General features: G+C 59.4%; 21 protein-coding genes. 7 read left to right on the top strand and 14 right to left on the bottom strand.

What is annotated here, in order from left to right; genetic code table 11:
• From FJ320_08145 to FJ320_08120, 6 genes are all read right to left on the bottom strand, one after another.
• On the bottom strand, positions 1-486 hold a 486-nt coding region (locus FJ320_08145; protein ID MBM3925942.1), incomplete at its 3' end, for an amidase.
• 2 nt (positions 487-488) lie between these two features.
• The gene (locus FJ320_08140; GenBank protein ID MBM3925941.1) at positions 489-848 is read right to left on the bottom strand and encodes a hypothetical protein; all 360 of its coding nucleotides are present in this window, start codon (positions 846-848) and stop codon (positions 489-491) included.
• Positions 849-1,039: 191 nt separating this feature from the next.
• Positions 1,040-1,381 (bottom strand): GYD domain-containing protein, encoded by a 342-nt coding sequence (locus tag FJ320_08135; GenBank protein MBM3925940.1) that lies wholly within the window; start codon positions 1,379-1,381, stop codon positions 1,040-1,042.
• Between the two features lie 80 nt (positions 1,382-1,461).
• A complete protein-coding gene (locus FJ320_08130) occupies positions 1,462-2,331 on the bottom strand; it encodes an alpha/beta hydrolase (protein MBM3925939.1) in 870 nt (289 codons plus the stop codon).
• 129 nt (positions 2,332-2,460) lie between these two features.
• Positions 2,461-2,634 (bottom strand): hypothetical protein, encoded by a 174-nt coding sequence (locus tag FJ320_08125; protein ID MBM3925938.1) that lies wholly within the window; start codon positions 2,632-2,634, stop codon positions 2,461-2,463.
• A 334-nt stretch (positions 2,635-2,968) separates the two neighbouring features.
• Complete coding sequence (locus FJ320_08120) at positions 2,969-3,997, bottom strand: zinc-binding dehydrogenase (protein MBM3925937.1); 1,029 nt, start codon at positions 3,995-3,997, stop codon at positions 2,969-2,971.
• Positions 3,998-4,104: 107 nt separating this feature from the next.
• On the opposite strand from FJ320_08120, the gene FJ320_08115 reads away from it, so the two are divergent.
• The 4 genes from FJ320_08115 to FJ320_08100 all read left to right on the top strand — a co-directional run bounded on the left by FJ320_08115 (position 4,105) and on the right by FJ320_08100 (position 7,003).
• A complete protein-coding gene (locus FJ320_08115; GenBank protein MBM3925936.1) occupies positions 4,105-4,971 on the top strand; it encodes a deoxyribonuclease IV in 867 nt (288 codons plus the stop codon).
• Positions 4,958-5,332, top strand: a complete 375-nt coding sequence (locus tag FJ320_08110; GenBank protein ID MBM3925935.1) for a metallopeptidase family protein — start codon at positions 4,958-4,960, stop codon at positions 5,330-5,332. Before FJ320_08115 ends, FJ320_08110 begins: the two co-directional genes overlap by 14 nt.
• A gap of 110 nt (positions 5,333-5,442) precedes the next feature.
• Positions 5,443-5,655 (top strand): CDGSH iron-sulfur domain-containing protein, encoded by a 213-nt coding sequence (locus FJ320_08105; GenBank protein ID MBM3925934.1) that lies wholly within the window; start codon positions 5,443-5,445, stop codon positions 5,653-5,655.
• A gap of 157 nt (positions 5,656-5,812) precedes the next feature.
• Positions 5,813-7,003, top strand: a complete 1,191-nt coding sequence (locus FJ320_08100; GenBank protein ID MBM3925933.1) for an amidohydrolase — start codon at positions 5,813-5,815, stop codon at positions 7,001-7,003.
• A 443-nt stretch (positions 7,004-7,446) separates the two neighbouring features.
• Here FJ320_08100 and FJ320_08095 read toward each other — a convergent pair whose 3' ends face one another.
• The 5 genes from FJ320_08095 to selB all read right to left on the bottom strand — a co-directional run bounded on the left by FJ320_08095 (position 7,447) and on the right by selB (position 13,757).
• Entirely contained in the window at positions 7,447-7,767 is a 321-nt protein-coding gene (locus FJ320_08095) for a hypothetical protein (protein ID MBM3925932.1), read from the bottom strand.
• A gap of 88 nt (positions 7,768-7,855) precedes the next feature.
• Entirely contained in the window at positions 7,856-8,170 is a 315-nt protein-coding gene (locus FJ320_08090) for a hypothetical protein (protein ID MBM3925931.1), read from the bottom strand.
• Between the two features lie 233 nt (positions 8,171-8,403).
• The gene (locus tag FJ320_08085; protein ID MBM3925930.1) at positions 8,404-10,227 is read right to left on the bottom strand and encodes an ATP-binding protein; all 1,824 of its coding nucleotides are present in this window, start codon (positions 10,225-10,227) and stop codon (positions 8,404-8,406) included.
• Positions 10,228-10,681: 454 nt separating this feature from the next.
• The gene (locus FJ320_08080; protein MBM3925929.1) at positions 10,682-11,890 is read right to left on the bottom strand and encodes a DNA double-strand break repair nuclease NurA; all 1,209 of its coding nucleotides are present in this window, start codon (positions 11,888-11,890) and stop codon (positions 10,682-10,684) included.
• Between the two features lie 4 nt (positions 11,891-11,894).
• Positions 11,895-13,757: a selenocysteine-specific translation elongation factor gene (selB, locus tag FJ320_08075; protein ID MBM3925928.1), complete on the bottom strand. Its 1,863-nt coding sequence runs from the start codon at positions 13,755-13,757 to the stop codon at positions 11,895-11,897.
• A gap of 106 nt (positions 13,758-13,863) precedes the next feature.
• Here selB and FJ320_08070 point away from each other — a divergent pair, with 106 nt between their 5' ends.
• Together FJ320_08070 and FJ320_08065 are read left to right on the top strand one after the other, a co-directional pair.
• Positions 13,864-14,124 (top strand): hypothetical protein, encoded by a 261-nt coding sequence (locus FJ320_08070; protein ID MBM3925927.1) that lies wholly within the window; start codon positions 13,864-13,866, stop codon positions 14,122-14,124.
• A gap of 25 nt (positions 14,125-14,149) precedes the next feature.
• Entirely contained in the window at positions 14,150-14,515 is a 366-nt protein-coding gene (locus FJ320_08065) for a type II toxin-antitoxin system PemK/MazF family toxin (GenBank protein MBM3925926.1), read from the top strand.
• A gap of 38 nt (positions 14,516-14,553) precedes the next feature.
• Here the strand turns inward: FJ320_08065 and FJ320_08060 are convergent, their stop codons facing one another.
• Positions 14,554-14,889 carry a hypothetical protein gene (locus FJ320_08060; GenBank protein ID MBM3925925.1) on the bottom strand — a complete coding sequence of 112 codons (336 nt, stop codon included), beginning with the start codon at positions 14,887-14,889 and terminating at the stop codon, positions 14,554-14,556.
• Positions 14,890-15,265: 376 nt separating this feature from the next.
• Positions 15,266-16,354, bottom strand: a complete 1,089-nt coding sequence (ychF, locus tag FJ320_08055; protein MBM3925924.1) for a redox-regulated ATPase YchF — start codon at positions 16,352-16,354, stop codon at positions 15,266-15,268.
• Positions 16,355-16,422: 68 nt separating this feature from the next.
• Here ychF and holA point away from each other — a divergent pair, with 68 nt between their 5' ends.
• Positions 16,423-17,427: a DNA polymerase III subunit delta gene (gene holA, locus FJ320_08050; protein ID MBM3925923.1), complete on the top strand. Its 1,005-nt coding sequence runs from the start codon at positions 16,423-16,425 to the stop codon at positions 17,425-17,427.
• 15 nt (positions 17,428-17,442) lie between these two features.
• On the opposite strand, the gene FJ320_08045 is transcribed toward holA, so the two are convergent.
• Entirely contained in the window at positions 17,443-18,099 is a 657-nt protein-coding gene (locus FJ320_08045; protein MBM3925922.1) for a PHP domain-containing protein, read from the bottom strand.
• Positions 18,100-18,546 lie beyond the last annotated feature (447 nt).

Raw genomic sequence — 18,546 nt, 5'->3', positions numbered from 1 at the left:
AACCTCACCGAATTCGCCCGGCATGTGCTTCAGGTTCCACGGGTTTCGAGGCACCCCGAAGGGGTAGTGATAGGTGTAGGCCATAGCGAATTCGGTGAGGTTTGTCTTGCCGATCATGATGCCGCCGTTGCGCTTGAGCTTGGTCATCACGGTAGCGTCCTCATCCGGCACGAAGTCTTTAAGAATGTTGGACCCCGCAGTGGTGCGCACACCCTTGGTCCACCATTGGTCCTTGCACGCCATCGGTATGCCGTGCATGGGCCCTCGATAGTCCCCCCGCATAATCTCCCGCTCGGCGGCGCGGGCGGCCTTCAGCGCCTCATCCTCGCAGACGGTGATATAGGCGTGGAGCTTGTCGTCCAGCTTATCGATTCGGTCAAGATAGGCCTTGACGGCGTCGACGGGCGAGACCTTCTTGGCCTTGATCTGCTGGGAGAGCTCCGTGGCCGTCAAAAAAGGTATGTCAGAGTTTTTGAGCCTGGGCATAGCTACCTCCCGCTGCGAGAAGTTTTAGCCCTGCGCGCCCCAGTCCTTGCCCCGGATGCGGCCCTGCCGGAGGCCCGGCCTCGAGTTCGCCGCCCGTTCGCTGGGGCAGCCCGCCCGCGGCTGGCCTGCCGGCCGCGGCGCTGCCGGCCGGCAGCAGTCCCGGTGGCAAGGCTTTTCGGCCTGGGGGGCGGGGGTATTACAGGCAGGGGCTCTATGGCGTCCAGGCCCGGCGGGTTGATTTCGTCCACCGCCTCAATGATGGCATTGATGACTTCCGTGACCTCTGAGAGGTCAGGCTCCTTGATATCCAGCCCGACGGCCTTGCCCATAGCCTTAACATCATTTTTTGATAGGTCTGTCATATCGCCTCCAGCGGTGGTTTGCATTGTAATGGGGCGATTTTGTCCCTAAGCTCTCAAAAAGTCAATGGAATGTTGGCTATGACGAACAAGACCCAAGGATAAACGGCATGTTCCACGAAGAATTGGACAAGTACAGGGCGGTGGACGTGGTTAAGGACTGGTGGCGCTGGTTGACCGGCTGGCTTTAACCCTCAGTTCCTCCCGCCCTCCAGGGGCATGGCCCGGCTGGTCTCCGTGGGCGAAGGATCCCCGCCGTGAACGTTTTCAAGCCGCGCGATGGGTATGGCAGGCAGGGTGGTTATGTGCGCCCCGGCTTTGACGCCCAGCTCAATGGAAAATTTGGCCGCTACGCTTTCGTTGGGCGCGTCGACTATGTTTATGAAGTCGTACTGGCCGAGGACGCCGTAGGTGCCCAGGACGGTGACGGCGGTTATCGATATAGATTGCTGGGCTTTAAGCACAAACTCCGGGTCTTCCAGCGTCCGCGCACGGCCTTCCGGCGTAAGTATCAAAAGCTGAATATAAGTAGCCATGACGGCACCTCCGTAGGCTCAAGTGTACACCAGAAAGGCCCGGGTTATAGTAAGCGGGAAGATCCTAAAGGATAAGCGGACTAGCCCTTTATTCCCAGGAACTTCTTAGTCGCCCTGATGAACTCATAAGGCTTGTCCACCGTCACCACGTGGCCGGCCCCGGGGATGGTCACCGCCGAAAAGAGCTTATTGGTCTTCTTCATCTTCTCAATGAGGTCTTCGTCCAGGGTGGTGCTCTCCGCGCCGCGCACCTCCATGAAGGGGCACTGGACCTTCTTCATGGCGTCCCAATAACGCTTGATATAGGCCGGGTCGTAGTTGTCCGGGAGCTGGTGGAAGATTATGGCCGGGTCCACCTTCCACCGCCACTTGCCGTCCGGGTGCTGGCGCATTCGATTGCCAATGTCCTGGCGTCGGCGCTCCTCGGTGGCCCAGGGGTCGTTCTTGCGGGCGTAGTCGTGGGCCTCCTCCAGGGTGAAAAACTCCAAAGGCTCGGGCTTGTAGGTCTTGCGATTGGCTTTCATGACCGGGCTGCCATCAGGGCCGATATCCACCATGATGAACCGGTCGACTCGCTCGGGGTGGTCGACGGCATAGAGCAGGGAGTTCCAGCCGCCCATAGAGAGGCCCGCCAGGACCGCCTTCTTGATATTGAGCTGGTCCATAAAAGCTGCCAGGTCGGCGACATAATGGTCGCGATGGTACCCGTCGGGCGCCCACTGGCTTTCGCCGTGGCCCCGCTGGTCGACGGTGTAGACATGGTAGTGAGGCGCGACAGCCTCGGCGAACTCGTCCCAGATGTGCGCCTGCCCTCGATTGCCGTGGAGGCAGATGAGAGGCATCTTGCCCTCGTTGCCATAATCGAAATAACGCAGGCGCACTCCGTTGGTTGTAATAAACTTTTCGGCGGGTCTGACGGCGGGCTTGGGTGCGGCTTTTGTGGCGGCCATGGACGGGACCTCCTGCTAGGGTTAACGGCGGCATTTTAGCAGGAGTTGGCGAAAGCGGCTATCGGTGGCTTGGAAAAACAAAAGCGCCCCGATGACATCGGGGCGCTTTCATATCTTCTGCTTAGAAGGCTATCGGCTGGCGCCGACGGTCTCCACCGGCTGTGGCCTTCTGGCCTCTTTAGGCTTGGCCGGCAGAAAGACCTGGTGGCTGCACTGGACGCAGGAGAGAAAGGGTCCGTAGGTATCCATTCTGGCTACCATGTCACCGCGACACTTTGGGCAAGACTTAGGCAGGAACTGCATAATTGGCCTCCTGATTGAGTAGCGTCCCGCTATTGATTATTGTGACGCCTTAAGGTGAAAACTCTATGAAGTTTTGGGACTGATACATTATTCTCTTGACAACTTAAGAGCAATACAAAAGGAATACTACTTTTTATGAATTTTATACTTTGCCAACATTACGAAAGCTATGAGATTTTTCGTAATACAGCTACGGTACAGACCATGAAAACCCAATGCCATATGTAAAAGGACTACTGGCGTCAGCTTATATGATGCCTAGCCTTTCGTATGGGGCTGGAGGCAGCAGATGCACGCAAAAGGACTAACGCGGCAGTCAGCCGTACTAAAAACGCTAAACCTCCAGTGTCATCCTGCCTAGAACCTGCCCACCCTTCACACGGCTGACTGCCTCCCTCGCCTCTTCCCACGGCTTAGTCCCTCCCACTACCGGCCTAATCGCCCCTGTCGACCATAGCCGCGCCGCCTCCTCCAAATGCCTCCTGTCCGCCCCCAGGGACCCTATAATTCGAGCCTCCCGAAAAATGATTTCCCCGAGGTTCAGTTGGGCCTCCAGACCCTCCACCTCACCCAGCAGTGCCAGGCGTCCGCCAACGGAGAGGGCTTTGACGGCGCTGGCTGCCATCGCTGAACCGACTGTGTCCAGTACCACGTCGACGCCGCGGTCCCCGGTCAGGGCCAGGGCCACCTCGCTCCAGTCCAGGTCGTTGGTTACGATGACTTCGTCGGCGCCCAGGACTTTTAACCCCCGCTCTTTAGCCTGCGATGACGTCACCGCCAGCACCCGGGCCCCCGACAGTTTGGCGGCCTGGACCAGTTGTGTCCCCAGGCCGCCGCCGGCCCCTGTCACCGCCACGGTCTCGCCGGCTTTTACCTGCGCCGCCTCACGGACAGCCTTGAGGGCCACGCCTGTCGGACAAGCGAGGAGGCAGGCCTGATTCCAGGGGATGCCGGATGGCAGCTTGACCAGGCTGTGCTCGCGGACTGCCACATACTCGGCCATTCCGCCGTGGACCCCGTGGCCCATCCCTCGCCCGTCCTCGCAGCGATGCTCCCGGCCAGTGAGGCACTGGGGGCATCCACCGCAGGCGTCCACCGGCAGGCTCGCCACCCTGTCGCCGGCGGCGATGCGCAATACGCTCGCGCCGACCTTCTCCACCTCACCCGCGATTTCGTGGCCCAGCGCCAGGGGCAGCCGCACGCCGCGTCGCAATAGGCCCTCCATAACCGCCAGATCATGGCGGCATAGGCCGCAGGCGCGCACTCTTACCAGGACCTGGCCGGGGCCGCAGTCAGGCTCGGCGATCTCACGGAAGGCGAGTTTAGGGTCAGGCCCCGCTTCCTCTAGAAGCAAGGCTTTCATAAGAAGATGGTCTTTCTAAAAACGCCCGTCATTAACGTCGTCGACTCTTGTCCATGTTTTGGAAGTGGGACATAATTGGCAGGCGCATTTCGTTTAAGGAGCTGAATATGAAGCTGGGCGCTCATGTGTCCACCGCTGGGGGTATCGAGACGGCCATTGACCGCGGCCGGGACATTGGATGCGAGGCCATCCAGATTTTCGGCTCCTCCCCCCAGAGCTGGTTTTTCAAGCCCATACCTCAGGGAAGCATTGACGGCTTCAAGGCCAAACGGGCGGCGGTTGGAATGGGACCTGTCTTCTTTCATTGCATCTATCTTATCAATCTGGGCAATCCGGACCCTGCCAACGTCAAAAAGGGCGTCAAATCGCTCAACGACTATATGAACCTGGCCCACTCCATCGACGCCCAGGGCATCATATTCCACCCCGGCAGCCACAAGGGGGCGGGCTATGACGGCATCTTCCGCCAGACCGTCGCCAGCATCATCGAAGTTTTGGAGAACTCGCCGCAAGGGCCGTGGCTGACGATAGAAAACACGGCGGGCATGGGCCAGCATATCGGCGCGCGATTCGATGAGATAGGCCGCATCATCAAGGCCGTCGGCAGCCCGCGCGTGAGGGTATGCCTTGATACTGAGCACTCCTTTGCCGCAGGGTACGATGTCAGCACCAGGGACGGCCTGGAAAAGGCCTTGGACGAGTTCGACCGCGAGATAGGCCTTGACCGGCTGGTAGCCGTTCACGCCAACGACTCCAAGAACCCCTTGGGCGCGGGCATCGACCGCCACGAGAACATTGGCCAGGGGCACATTGGCATCCAGGGCTTCGAGAACATTATGGCCCACCCGGCCTTCCGCGGCCTGCCCTTTTTCCTGGAGGTGCCTGGCATGGAGGGAGGCGGCCCCGACAAGGCCAATATGGATATCCTCAAGGGCATAAGGGAGAAGCTAGGTATCCCCAATGCTGCGTCTTAAGCGGCACGAGTTTGTGGATATGGTGCTGCGGTGCTATGAGGACCTGCCGCCGCAGATTATGGACTACCTGGAAAACGTGGATGTGGTGGTGGAGGACTGGCCGGCCGGTGATGTCTTGGATTCGCAGCAGATGGAGTCCCGCCACGACCTGTTGGGCAGCTATACCGGCGTATCCCGGCTGGAGCGCGGCGGTGAGCTGCCAATGCTCCCGGACAAGATAACCATCTACCAGCGGCCTCTGGAGTCCATCTGCGCCACTCTTGAAGACCTGGAGCGGGAGGTGCGCAAGACGCTGCTGCATGAGGTTGGACACTACCTGGGCTTGGATGAGGAGGCGTTGCATAGACTGGGGTATGAATAGCTTAAGGCGCGATAATTTGCGTTTGCCTTTCTAGTTGCAAATATTTGCAACTATGCCTATTCTTTCTCGACGATACAGCCGGGATAAAAATAAATCAGAAGGAGTTCTTTATGGCAGACCAACCAGTAGTCACCATTACGATTAGACCGAATGGCAACTATCGAGTAGAAGGGCCGGTCAGGCTTGTGGACGCCGAGGGCAAGGAGTTCAAAATAGAGCGCAATCCTTTCTCGCTATGCCGGTGCGGCCAGTCCAGCACCAAACCTTTCTGCGACGGCACTCATAATAAGATCGGCTTCAACGCGCCTTCCAAAGCGCAGTAGGCTTCTTCAAACAAAAGGCTTGCCCTGCCGAAACTATGTCTCAGCGGGGCGAGCCTCTTTACGTTTCGCCGCGCCCTTTCACCTTCCTGTGGCAAAAGAGCGTCCTATTGCTATAATGGCCTAAACGCAGCCGATTTTAACCAGGAGCTCAGTAGTCATGTACAAGGGATTTAAAGTCATCGACGCAGATGCCCATATTTCGGAAATCCACGATATCTGGAGCCAGTACATGGAGCCGGAATACTACGCCCGCCGGCCCATCGTCGGTCCCAAGGAGGAGAGCCGGCACGGGGCTAGCCGCAGCTTCATGGAATGCGAGATTTTCCCTGAGGGCCGCAGGGCCAAGACCAGCCTCCAGGGCGCCGGCGAGGTCCGCAAGGCCGCGGTGAACCTGGACGATTTCATGCCAATTAAGTACGGCCAGTCCTATGCTCTGGAGTTCACCCCTGAAAGCCGCATCGCTGACCTGGACCGGTTAGGCTGGGACAAGCAGGTGCTAATCGATAACGCGCCCCTGCCCCTGCGGGTTAACGAGGGCCGTGACCAGGGCCTGTTGTGGGCCTGCGCCCGCGCCTATAACAACTACTCCCGAGACTTTGCCGACACCGCTCCGTCCCGCCTCAAGATGGTCGGCGTCCTGCCCCATCAGCATGACATCGAGGGTATGGTCATCGAGACACGCCGCGTCATTGAGAAGCTGGGGGCGGTTACCGTCACCATGCCCAAGGCCACCAAGGCTCGGCCCTGGCACGACCTGGCCTACGACCCCTTCTGGAACCTGGCTGAGGAGCTGGACTTCCCCATATCCTTCCACGGCGTCGGCAGCGGCGACCCCCACACCGGCTCCAGGTATCAGCCCCGCAACAAGGTTTCCGGCGCGGAAGTCGCCCTGGACCACGCCATCGGGTTTCCGTTTGAGAACATGATATCGCTGGGTCACCTGATATTCCTGGGCGTGCTGGGGCGGCACCCCAAGCTTCGCGTGTCCTTCCTGGAGGGCAATGCTGGCTGGTTGCCCTTCTGGCTGGGCCGCCTGGACGACCACGGCATCCGCTCTCGGCGTCAGGGCATGTGGTACGACATGGACCCGCTGCCCCTGAAGCCTAGCGACTACTTCAAACGTCAGGGCTTCGTCGCCTGCGACCCCGACGAGTTCCATCTCAAGGGTGTGGTGGACGCTCTGGGCGATGACAACATCGTCTGGAACACCGACTACTCCCACCCTGACGCGCCTGACCCCGACAAGGCCCTCCCCGACTTCATCGCCCAGCCCATCTCCAAGGACGCCAAGCGTAAGATCCTATGGGACAATGCGGTGAGGCTATATGGGGAGCGGATATTGGAGTAGGTAGTCTGAAATAACGCGATAAAAAAGAGGCCCCTGGAGATTCGGGGGCCTCTTGGTTTGTTTGTCGTGCTAGTCTTACCCGAGTAGAGATAGAATTCTAGTTTTTACCTTGACAAAATCAGGGTGTAATAGACCTTCAATATCTTCACGTCTAATTCTGCGGCCTCTATACCGACAGTCCCAGCCTGCATCGTGAAGATGCCTATAGGAAGCGCTAATATCCTTCAGTTCGCTGACTGTATTTACCAACCTGTTCCTGATGCCATGATTTTCGACTATGACGCCTAGGCCCCTCTCAACCAGGAACGCTTGTACATAATGTAGCGCGCTATAAAAGAGCGCCACAGTAGCCCAATTGAAGACATTGGCGTCAAGGATAGTTAAAAACTCTTCTTCAAACCTTCGCGCCCACTCCAAATGTTCTTCACTTGGTGGCGACATTATTAGGAGTAGGAATCACGTCCGAAGATCTTAACTGAGCCCTCAGGTTCCAAAAACGGGCCGGGGTCTGCAAAATTGTTGGGATTGAATAGATGGGTCCACAGCTTGCCTTCAGGGGACCAAGCTAATATCTCCCCTTCTTCCCTGTAAAACGCATCCTCCCTTTCTCTGTCCACAAAGTCCCCAACGTAATGCACCTCCATTCCCCAAGAGGTTTTCTTTTGATAGATGGCCTTAATTTCGGAAAACTGGTTGGCCAAGGCTTTGAGTTTTTTCTCTAGAGTTTTACCCCAGGCCTCTTTAGTTTTTGTCTTTAGCTGCATTTACATCCCTATTTCGCGCGGTTAATCCGGTGTCAGACTTATTATAACAGCGCCCAGAAGTGCTCCAACGTAACGGACAGACCTATCCTTACCCAAACCGCCGCAGCGCCCGCATCCCCCTTACAGCCTCCACCCGCTCTCGGGCGATGCGGTCCGCGGCCTCGGCGGTGGTGATCTCTTCCTTGGACGCCAGGGCTAGCACCCGCTCCGTGGTCTCGTAGATGTGCTCGGTGCGATGGCGCGCCAGGTCCTCGTTGTAGGCCATGCCTACTTCGCAGGACACGTTGATGACGCCGCCGGCGTTGATGATGTAGTCCGGCGTGTACACAATGCCGCGCTCGGCCAGCCGCTCGGCGTCCTCGGGTGTGGCTAGCTGGTTGTTGGCGCCGCCGTCAGCAATGATGGGCGGACGCTAGAGGTCCGGGTTACGCGGCTCCCTGTCTTCCTGGAGCATGGCCGTAAGAAAGACGCAGGCTAAAAAGAACAGGCCGTAAGCTGAAATAACCAGCCATCCCCACCAGGGCATCGGCACACCTCAAATCGAGACGGGGCGAATTGCCAGGATTATGGCGGAGTGGGAGCTAGAAGGCAAGTTGGACAAAAGGGCAGATTGGCGAATTTTGAAATCGGCTGCCCCTAAAACATCCCCTTCAGCTTCCGGTCCAGCTCCTCCTCCGCCGACTCCCCCGCGCCGTTAGCCCCGTTGCCGCCCTGCCCCGCCATCCGCCCCTTCGACCACTCCGGCTGCACCAGGTCGCGGTACTCGCCGCTGGCGCCGTACTGCCGCGTCCTCACCACTACTGGCATGGGCACAGCGTGGCCGAATATCAACGCCTGCTGCTTGCTGTCCAGCCTCGACAGTACCGTACGAAGCTCGCGGGAGCCGGGAGTGCCCGCCAGCACCGCCTCCACATCCCGCTCGTTGTCCAGCAGGCACGTCAGCTTGGTGCCCACCTGGCTCATAACCTCGCTGTCTATGGCGCTGGGACGCTGGTCGATGACCATGAGCGTGACGTTGAATTTCCGGTCCTCGCGGGCGATGGTGCCGAAGATGGTCTGGGGGGCTACCGCTGGATTGAGAAACCGGTGTGCTTCTTCGATGACGATGACCAGGGGTCGTGGCGGCTTACCTCTGCCGCCTTCCGCCTCCTGCTTACGCCTGGCATAACGTTCATGAATGCGGCGGGTCAGCAGGTTGGCGACAAGGATATAGGCCGTCAGATCGTTGCCGTACTGGCCGAACTCCAGCACCACGTGCTTGCCCTGGTCAAGGCATTCCAGGATACGGTTCACCGAGTCGTCCAGGGGCTTGTCGGTGATAAAGGCGTAGCGTTTGAGGCGGCTGAGGCGGTTGTAGAGGGCGCGAAGGGCCTGGAAGTTAATGTTCAGATCCTCGGCAAGCTTCGCCAGAGCATCGCCGCCCTCAATGTCCAGGAAAGTCTTGAGCCAGCCCTTGGCGCCCAGCTTGTGCTGCAAGTTCCACGCCGATGACGCCGCCACATCGGACAGGCTCAAGGTCTGCCGCAGCAACTCCACGTCCTCGGGCTCAATGTCCCCATAGCCCACCTGCAGCACGAAGTCCGGCGACACGCCCCGCCGCCGCGAATGCTCCTCATCCAGAGAAAACACGGCTACTTTGGCTGGAAAGAGCTGTTTCAGGCCCTTCACCGTCGCGCCTCTGTCCGTGTCCTGCCCCATCCAACCGTACTCGCTGTGCATGTCGAAGATGAGGCTGGACGCGCCGTCGTTCTGCAGGATACCCACGAGCAGCAGTCGGGTGAGGAAGGTCTTGCCCGTGCCGCTCTTGCCGAAGACGCCGCAGGAGCGCTTGACCATCTCCTCCATGTTCAGGCAGACCTTGGTCTCCATGTCCAGGGGATTGCCGATGAAGAAGTGGGTCTTGCCTTCTTTGCCGAAGACCAGTTCCTCGTCCCGTTCCGACGCCCGGAACACCTTGGAGAAATGGGAGGGGACGGTCTTGGCCGGCTTGGGGGCGTCGTCGGCGCCCAGGGCGGCGGGCAGCGTCAGCATCGGCAGCACCGACAGGGTGCCGTAGGTCATCGACCCCTTGACCACCTGGGCGATGTAGGGGTCCGACACGTCCGGCGGCGCGTATTTCATGTTCGGGTCGGTCATGCCCAGGGCAACGTCGGTAACGATGCCGATGAACCGTTCCTTCTCGCCCTGGATAGTAACGTGGGTGCCGTCCTTCATGTCCTCCACGGACACTCCAGCATCCAGCCGCACCTCCACGCCCTGGCTCAGAGAGCCGCCTGTCACCAGTCCTAAGAACTGGCCTGGCTTCTCCTGAGGCGACGCGCCGTTAGTTGTCATGCCAGTCTCCTGAGGATGCCGTTGAGCCGGGGCGTCTGGCCCGCCAGCTCTTGCGCCAGCGCCTTCCCCGCCCTCAAAAGAAAGTCCTTCCCATACTGCGACTCCTTGCCCAATTGACGCAGGCATGCGACAACCACCTCGTCGCTGGCCGGGCCGTTGCCATTAAGCAGCAGTCGCAGGAAGTCCAGGGAGCGCGTCAGGCCGGCGGTGTGCTGCAAGTCGCAGGCAAAGACGAAGGCGTGAAGCCGCGGCGGCGCCGATGGCAGACCCACTCGTATGCCACCGTCCTCGGAGCAGCCCACCACCATAGCGTGAAATCGAGTGCGCAGCAGTTGGGTCAACTGAGGGTTCTCTTTATAAATATCGTCCTCGGTGGCGGCGTCCTGGCCCCGCGCGATGGCGGGACGGCTAGGGTCCAGCGACTCGGTCCGCACCTCCGACACCACGCCGACCACCGACGGCTCGCCCGCCCGCACTAAGGTCCCCAGCGACGGCCCCCGCCAGAGCGTGTAGCACTGAACATCGAAGCTGCGTATGTCGGCGTCAATAACCTCGCCAATGCGCTGCGGCTTCTCTTGCGTCATAGCCAGGCTGTCCTTTTAGATCGGCTTTTTTCTGAGGTGGCCGCCGATAACCCCTGCCGTGATAGCAGTGAGGCCACCAGCTCGTTGAATCGCTGCCGGTCGCTGCCGCTGACTACGGCCTGTTCGTGGGCTTCCGATATGGCCACGGGGTAGCCCAGGCCTCGATGGCACTGGTCGAGGACGAGGGCGTGGGCCATCGATAGCAGTCGTTCGTCCGTAGCGACCCACTCCGGCACTTCCACCCGCCCTATTTCATCACCTGTATGCACATAAAAGAAATAGATTTGGTGGCCCTTATAGTCCTGAATTACCAGCGACTGGCTGATGAATAGCCCTGAGCGCTGCCCCGGCCTCAGCAAGTTTAAGAACAGCTCCCGGTCCAGCAGGTGGTTGACCAGGCTGCACGGCGACATCGAAGAGCGGCGATTGGAGCAGCCCGCCCGCTCACACTCCTCGCCGCTATGCTGGCAGAGGTGCAGCCGCAGGGTTTTGACGACCTCGGAGCTGGCGGGGTAGCTGACGTAGGCCGCTAGGGCGAAGGGCCGTTTTTGTGACATCTCTCTAAGCTCATCGAGGACTGGCACCAGCCCCCGCTCCAAAATCTCCGCCTTCAATAGCGGCGTCGACTCCCGTCCCGAAGCTCCCCACAATACCAGCGTTCCGTCCAGCAGGGCCAGCGTAGGCAGGTCATCAGGCAGGGCTTCGACCAGCGGCTTCACGGCCCGCATCTCCTCCAGGCTTCGCTTCAGCCCTAAGGCGGGGCCTTCCAAGGGGACCTCGGCGGCGCCGTTCTTGGGGTCGCTCAGGTACAGACCTTCGCCGAAGAGGAGCCTAGGCTGGCTGGCGAGGCGGGCGGTAGGCTGAGCGCCATATCGAATCACGCACGAGCCGATGTTTATAAGGGCGCAGGCCATAGGCATGTGACGGTCTACGTCTATCTGCGAGCCGTCCACCGACAGCACGCAGAAGTCGGAGGGTGTAGCTGGCGGGTCGTAGGCAGCGCCCAGGCCGTCGGTGGGCTTCGCCCACAAAAAGCGGCGTCGAGGCGCGGGACGGTCAAATTTTTGCGCCACGTCGTCCTTGGAAGCGCCCCGCATAGCCTCCACCGCTACGACGATGCGCTGGAGGCGGTCGTCATGCTCGCGCCGCTGGCCGGAGGCCGCGCTGTTCAATTCCTGGATAGTCTTGGCCAGGTCTAAGCCCACTCGCTCACCTCAGCACCCGCTCATCGCCCACACGACGGGTGATTCGCTGCTGGTCCATGTATTCCAGCAGCGGCAGCACATATTTACGGGTCGAGTTCAGCAAGGTGCGGGCGTCGGCCACGGTGATCTTACCATTGTCTCTAATATAACTCGTTATCTTGTTTACTGCTTGCTTGTAGGCGTCGGCGCTGAGGACCACCGACGCGTCTACCCGCACCACTCGCCCCTCCTCGATGAGCAGGGCCAGCAGCGCCGGATCAATGGGCTGGTCTGTGGGGGGCGAGAAGGGGTCTGAGGCCAGGGCCTTAAGATACGACGCCGCCTGCTGTTCCTGCTGCGGCTTCATGGACACCTTGTGCTGCGGCAGCCGCACCAGCGAGGCGTCTTCAGTGACAACTTCGTCCTGTATTAACCTAGCTAGCACTAGGGGAAACAGCGGGGCCGAAAGTCCTAACCGGCTTCTCATCTCCTCCCTCGACGCGCCCTTCCGAAGGGGGAACTGACGATGGTACTGCGCCAAGAATGTTTGTGCCTGCTCTTCCAGCGCCTCCCAGGCCCTGTTTGAATAGACCGCCGACTCTCCCCTGACCTCCCCATCACCCAGGACAACCAACCGTCCTTCTTTAGCTAGCGACTCGACCATCGGCAGCGCTTCCGACAGCGCCTGGTTCCCCCGCTGGGCCAGGGTAGCGATGTCGCTGGGGCCGGCCTGCTCCAATGACGACAAGACTGCTTCCCCGGGGCTGCCCTGCTCCATTCTCGACAGGCTCTCCAGCACCGTCTCGGAGAAGGCGCGGTGTCGCTTTGGCTGGGCGTCGGCAACCCGGCCCCCACCCAGAGTGGTCTCGGTGTCGCGTACGACAAAGAAGTCGTCTTTCACCACCGGCAAGGGGTCTTCCATGTGTACCTGCGCCCAGGCCTCCTGTCCGGGTTGCAGCTCCTTAGTGTCCAGCAGGCGCACTCGGGCGGCGGTCTCGCTGGCCAGCAGATGGAAGGACACGCGGGCGTTGTGCTTCATGGGCCGGGGCGCGTCTTTAATCAGCTTCAGCCGGACGTCCACCAGGTTCGTGGGCTTCAGCCAGCCGGGGTTGGTCAACACCTCGCCACGACGCACCTCGTCATGGGAGACGCCTGTGAGATTAATCGCCAGCCTGCGTCCAGGGTCGGCCTTATCCAGCTTCTGCTTGTGCGTCTGCAATCCGCGAATTCGCACCTTGCGCCCCGACGGCGCCAGCTCCGCCTCCTGCCCCACCCCCAGGCTGCCACCAATGAGCGTGCCCGTGACCACCGTGCCGAAGCCAGCCACGGTAAAGGAGCGGTCCACCGCCAGCCGCGGGCGGCCCACGTCCGGTCGCGGCGGTGTTGAGGTCAGCATGTCGTCAATTTTACGCTTCAACTCGGGAATGCCCTTGCCGGTGTACGACGACACGGGCATCATGGGCGCCTTCTCAAATACGGTGCCCTTTAGGGACTCCTCGGTGTCCAGCTTCACCAGGTCCAGCATCTCGGCGTCCACCAGGTCGGCCTTGGTCAGGGCCACCAGGCCGCTCTTGACCTGCAGCAGGTCGAGGATGGCCAGGTGTTCGCGAGTCTGCGTCATGACACCTTCGTCGCAGGCCACCACCAGCAGTGCCAGGTCCACCCCGCCGACGCCCGCCAGCATATTGTGAACGAAGCGCTCATGCCCCGGAACGTCGATGACACTGACCTCTCGGCCCGAGGGCAGGGTCAGCCAGGCAAAGCCCAGGTCAATGGTCATCTCCCTGGCTTTTTCTTCGGGAAGGCGGTCCGGGTCTATGCCTGTCAGGGCTTTGATAAGGGTGGACTTGCCGTGGTCCACATGGCCAGCCGTTCCGACAACGTACATGGATACCTCTGATGGAAGGTAACGCAAGGATACAAGTAATGTGCCTGGAATAAAAGTTGTATTTGATATGGCATACGCTTAAAATACGTATAGGTAGAGGTATTAATTGGGGTTATACATAATGGTTTCGAGAACTGTAAAGCTAAACTTTACCATTCCTGAGAAGACGGCTTCGACTCTTAAGGAAAGGGTACGCTCAAGGAAAAGGAGCGCATTTGTAGCGGAGGCCATTGAGGAGAAGCTGCGCTCTATTGAGCAAAAGGAGTTTGAGCAGGAAATGATTGAGGGCTATATAGCAGAAAGAGAAGAGGGGGCGCAGATTAATGCGGAGTGGGAAAAAATTACTTTAGAAAAGTGGCCTCATTAGGCTGACCTTTAACACTGAATCCTAAATGTCATCCCAATCAGAAAGAGACTTTCCTCGGTGTGGGGATATTTTTGATGTCCAGATGGACCCGAGCATTGGAGCAGAAATAGGCAAGACCCGGCCAGCAGTAATAGTCTCAAATGATATCAATAACCGTTACTCTCAAACCGTAACTGTAGTTCCCATTACTGGTCAGCCTTCAAAGAAGGTGTATCCGTACAATGCTTTTCTACCTAAGGGGGCAGGTGGTCTAACAGTGGCTTCACGTGCTAAAGCTGACCAGATTCGCACCGTGGATAAAGTCCGGCTGTTGCGCTATAGAGGTTCTCTTACCCTCGAGTTTGTTAGCCAAGTCCAGCGGGCAGTAAAGGCGCACTTGGGCCTCCGATAGCCATGCTGGATAGTTGACAAGAGGTTAAGATATTTAAGTTAGAGCTCTGCGTTGCCTAGTTGTTCCCGGCCTGCTCTTTGCTGGCGGGGGGGCTGGTGGACGGCCCTGCACACCGCGCATCGAGCGCGGCAGGAGGGGCATCTGCAATGGCCTTGCGTCGCCAGGGCAGGCTTTAAGAAAGAGAGCAGGACTTCCCGAGGGGTTATATCGAATTCGCCCGCGTCCCTAATTCGTCTGAGGATCTCTTTGCTGGCGGCGGAGAGAATATCCTGGGGGACACCCTCGGAACCATCCAAAATGCAGACTTGTGACGCAAGGACAAGCCAGTCCAGGGACAGGCCTGCAAGGTGAATGCGTCCAATCCTCAGTCTCATGCTATTCCTCCGGGATGCGACCCCTACTCGGACTTCGGGCGGTTTAACTTTTTGCGCCCTGTATCGGTGGGTTGCTATCGCTTGGAGGAGAGTATCGGCACTTTGGAGAGTCTACCCCAGTGGGTTACCACCTTAATTTGTGGTGCCAACACGACATCCCATGGGGGGTATACCTGGAATACTTTCAGGTGCTAGCACCCAGGACTGTGCCTGTCGGTGTTCAGGGAACCGGGTCAGAGTTGATTAAAAAGGGGTCGCCTATGAGGGTTAACCCCCATAGGTCCAACAGGTCCGCGCCAAGCAGCTTTTCAGGAGTAGTCATCCGAAGACAAATGCGGCGCGTTTAGCCTAGTGGGTGGTTGGGAGCAGGTGGGGCTTAGACACTGAACAGGAAGTTGATAATATCCCCGTCTTTCACGGGGTAGGTCTTGCCCTCCGACCGCAGCACGCCCCGCTTTCGTGCCTCCGCCAGCGATCCGCAGGCCATGAAGTCGTCGTAAGACACCACCTCGGCCCGAATAAATCCCCGCTCGATGTCCGAGTGTATCCTTCCCGCGGCCTTCACCGCCGCCATCTCCTTATTTATCACCCACCCCCGCACCTCGTCCGGGCCGACGGTGAGGAAGGTGCTCATACCCACCATCTCCAGGCACTCGCGCACCAACCGGCCCACCGCTGACTCGCCCGCCCCCAGGGACTGGCGGAACTCCCGCTGCTCCTCCGCTGATAGCTGCGACAGCTCGCTCTCCAGCTTCCCGCACACCGCCAGCGCCCTCATCCCGTGCTTCTCGCTGGCCTGGGCCGACAGCTTGTCCGCCCGCGCCTGGTCCCCCAGGTCTTCCTCGCCGATGTTCATCACGATAAGTTGCGGCTTGCTGGTCAGAAGCTGGTAGTTGGCCAGGGTTTTGGACTCTTCTCCCGTGAAAGTCTGCTGCCGCAGGGGCACGTCCTTTTCCAAGGACTCCTTCACTCGCTGAATCAAGGGCTGCTCCCGCAGCAGCTGTTCCCGCTCGTTGCCCCTGGCCCCCTTTAACGAGTCGGCGATGCGCTGGACTCGACGTTCTAAGATAGCCAGGTCTGAGAAAGCCAGCTCCGCGTCCAGGGCCTCCAGGTCTCTTAGAGGGTCGACGCTGCCCTGAGAATGAGGCACCGTCGGGTCGTCAAAGGCCCGTACCACATGCAAAAAGGCGTCGGCGCTCTGAAGCTGGTTTAAGAACTGCCCGCCTATGGCCCGCTGCTGCCCGTCCTCGCCCACTGCCGCCGGGATATCCCAAAAGGTGATTTCGGCGAAGGTGGTCTTCTTGGGGTTGAAAACTTTGGATAAAGCGTCCAGGCGCGTGTCAAGGATCTTTGCTACGCCTATGCCTGCTTTGCCTCTTACGGGCGCTTGCTGCGCGCCGCCGGTCAATACATTAAATAAGGTGGTCTTGCCGCTGCTGGGCAGACCAATGAGGGCTATCTCCATATCCTCCTAAGCATAGCGTCCCTTCACCCGTCCCGCCAGCCCTCAGTTGTGCTATCGTAGAGGCCGCTATGCCTATCCTGGTTTTCTATGGCGATTCCTTCCTTATAGAGGAGGCCCTGGCGCCCCTCAAGACGCAGGTTGGCCCTCCCGAGGTTCTGGAGGCCAACAGCCATCGGGTCTCCGCCGGCGATCTGACCATGGACAAGCTCATCGCCATGGCCGGCGCTATGCCCTTCCTCGCCCAGGGCCGGCTGGTAGTGGTGGAGGGACTGCTGCAAACTTTCGATGGCGGCGAAGGCGGACGGCGGCGGGCCGCGCCCAAGAAGGGCGCCGACGCCCTGGGCCAGTGGGAAGGGCTCGAGACGCGAATCGAGACCCTGCCTCCCACTACTACACTGGTCTTCTTCGAGGGCGCCCTTTCCAACCGCAACCCCATGCTGACGCGCCTGCGGTCCAAGGCCCATGTGCAAAACTTTGAGGTGCCGCGAGGCGAGGAGCTGGCCCTCTGGACCCGCAAACGGTCAGAGGCCAAAGGCGCGAAGATCACCCCCGGCGCCCTCCGATTGCTCGGCCAGTATGTGGGCGGCAACCTGCGCGCCCTGGACTCGGAGCTGGATAAGCTGGCGCTCTACTGCGGCCGCCGCCCTATCGACGAGGCCGACGTAAACCTCCTGGTGCCCCAGGTGCGGGAGGCCAGTATCTTCGCCGCGGTGGACGCCATCCTGGAAGGAAGGCCGGGTTTGGCGCTCAGGCTTATTCACAGCCTCAAAGCCAGCGGCACAAACTTCTCACAGATCCTTAATCTGGTGGCAAGGCAGCTTCGACTTGTAACCCTAGCCAAGGAGATGCTGGAGCAGGGCGTGGCTCCGCAGGAAATTGGCTCCAGGTTGGAGATTAGGGCCGAGTTTGTGCAGCGAAAGACCCTGGACCAGGCCCGCAAGTTTCCCTGGCCTCGAATTAAAGTCCTGTACCAGCGTCTGGTGGAGACCGATTTCTCAGTCAAGGACGGGCAGATAGAAGAAGACCTGGCGCTGGAACTGCTGGTGGCCGAGGTGGCGGTAGGGCCCAGGTAGCCCTGCCGGCAATATTTACAGACCGTGGACCCGTCCCTCCGTCGGGGCCACAGGGCTGCACCGCCCAGCTTTAATCTCTCGAATCAAATCGTCCAGGTCGCCAACCTTTGCCTCAAACCTGGTGGCGCACAGCCCCACTTCGCCCCGCTGGTGGGCATCGGTCCCCGCGGTGGCCGGCAGCCGCAGCTTGTCCGCCAGCGCCGCCGAGAACCGGTTCTCCATAACCGTCCCGTGGCCGTTGATGGTTTCAATGGCGTCGCACTGGCTGAAGGCCGGCTCCTCTGCCGCTCTGCCCACCTGTTCCTCCAGCGACGGGCTTCTAGGGCCTGGCGGTGAAAAGCGGCGTCTATAAGGATGGGCCGCGATAATCACCCCGCCGGCCTGACCCACCAGCCGCCGCAGAAAGGTCATTCGATGCATCCCGTACTTATATTCCTTCAAGCCAAAGGCCAGGAAGTGCCCGTCATCGGTGTTGACTTCACATCCCGGCAGCAGCAGCATACCGAACTGCTTGGACAGCCTGGCTAGCTCGGCATGGTCCCAAAAGGCGTCGTGTTCGGTGATGCACAGCGCGTCGATGCCTAGCGCCTTGGCCTCCGCCACCAGGGACTCGATGTCATGGAAGGCGTCGTAAGACTTGGGACGAGTGTGGGTGTGGAGGTCTATAAGCACTGCCTAGTAAACGTCCTTTCTATGCCCCACCGCCCAGATAACAATTTCTTGCGAGTCTTTCCTAATTAAATAGATAACCCTTTAGTCTCCAATGCGAATCCGGTAGGCGTCTTGGTTAACGAGCTTCTTTGAGCCTAAAGGCCGTGGGTCAGCCTTAAGCAAGAGTATCCTTTGGTTGATTCTGAGAGCTATACCTTTCGGCAATACCCTGATGTCTTTTTCCGTCTGTCCCCTTATTGTCAGGGAATAAGGCACTAAAGTTTCTCAGTTTCATATTCGGCCAGGAACTCTTCAAAGGGACGTTCTGTATCATTCTTCCGTTCTTCCAGCAGCTTTTGTGCCCATATTTCCTCAAGGAGGTCTTCCTCATCTGCCATTAAGCGAGAGAGCACTTTTTTCGCTCCCGCTTAGGCAAGGCTTTATATTCCATTAGTACCTTTTCAGCCT

The organism is SAR202 cluster bacterium, from assembly GCA_016872285.1.
Lineage (GTDB): Bacteria > Chloroflexota > Dehalococcoidia > Lucifugimonadales.
The sequence above is the reverse complement of the archived record's forward strand: the minus strand, read 5'-3'. Positions and strand labels throughout refer to the sequence as shown.

Excerpts from the sequence above, each read along its gene's own strand:
- FJ320_08115 (MBM3925936.1), top strand. The coding sequence starts at position 4,105 with ATGAAGCTGGGCGCTCATGTGTCCACCGCTGGGGGTATCGAGACGGCC.
- FJ320_08100 (MBM3925933.1), top strand. The coding sequence starts at position 5,813 with ATGTACAAGGGATTTAAAGTCATCGACGCAGATGCCCATATTTCGGAA.
- FJ320_08135 (MBM3925940.1), bottom strand. The coding sequence starts at position 1,381 with ATGGCTACTTATATTCAGCTTTTGATACTTACGCCGGAAGGCCGTGCG.
- FJ320_08095 (MBM3925932.1), bottom strand. The coding sequence starts at position 7,767 with ATGCAGCTAAAGACAAAAACTAAAGAGGCCTGGGGTAAAACTCTAGAG.
- FJ320_08085 (MBM3925930.1), bottom strand. The coding sequence starts at position 10,227 with ATGCCTGCGTCAATTGGGCAAGGAGTCGCAGTATGGGAAGGACTTTCT.
- FJ320_08060 (MBM3925925.1), bottom strand. The coding sequence starts at position 14,889 with ATGAGACTGAGGATTGGACGCATTCACCTTGCAGGCCTGTCCCTGGAC.
- ychF (MBM3925924.1), bottom strand. The coding sequence starts at position 16,354 with ATGGAGATAGCCCTCATTGGTCTGCCCAGCAGCGGCAAGACCACCTTA.
- holA (MBM3925923.1), top strand. The coding sequence starts at position 16,423 with ATGCCTATCCTGGTTTTCTATGGCGATTCCTTCCTTATAGAGGAGGCC.
- FJ320_08125 (MBM3925938.1), bottom strand. The coding sequence starts at position 2,634 with ATGCAGTTCCTGCCTAAGTCTTGCCCAAAGTGTCGCGGTGACATGGTA.
- FJ320_08110 (MBM3925935.1), top strand. The coding sequence starts at position 4,958 with ATGCTGCGTCTTAAGCGGCACGAGTTTGTGGATATGGTGCTGCGGTGC.
- FJ320_08130 (MBM3925939.1), bottom strand. The coding sequence starts at position 2,331 with ATGGCCGCCACAAAAGCCGCACCCAAGCCCGCCGTCAGACCCGCCGAA.
- FJ320_08065 (MBM3925926.1), top strand. The coding sequence starts at position 14,150 with ATGTCATCCCAATCAGAAAGAGACTTTCCTCGGTGTGGGGATATTTTT.
- FJ320_08120 (MBM3925937.1), bottom strand. The coding sequence starts at position 3,997 with ATGAAAGCCTTGCTTCTAGAGGAAGCGGGGCCTGACCCTAAACTCGCC.
- FJ320_08105 (MBM3925934.1), top strand. The coding sequence starts at position 5,443 with ATGGCAGACCAACCAGTAGTCACCATTACGATTAGACCGAATGGCAAC.
- selB (MBM3925928.1), bottom strand. The coding sequence starts at position 13,757 with ATGTACGTTGTCGGAACGGCTGGCCATGTGGACCACGGCAAGTCCACC.
- FJ320_08140 (MBM3925941.1), bottom strand. The coding sequence starts at position 848 with ATGACAGACCTATCAAAAAATGATGTTAAGGCTATGGGCAAGGCCGTC.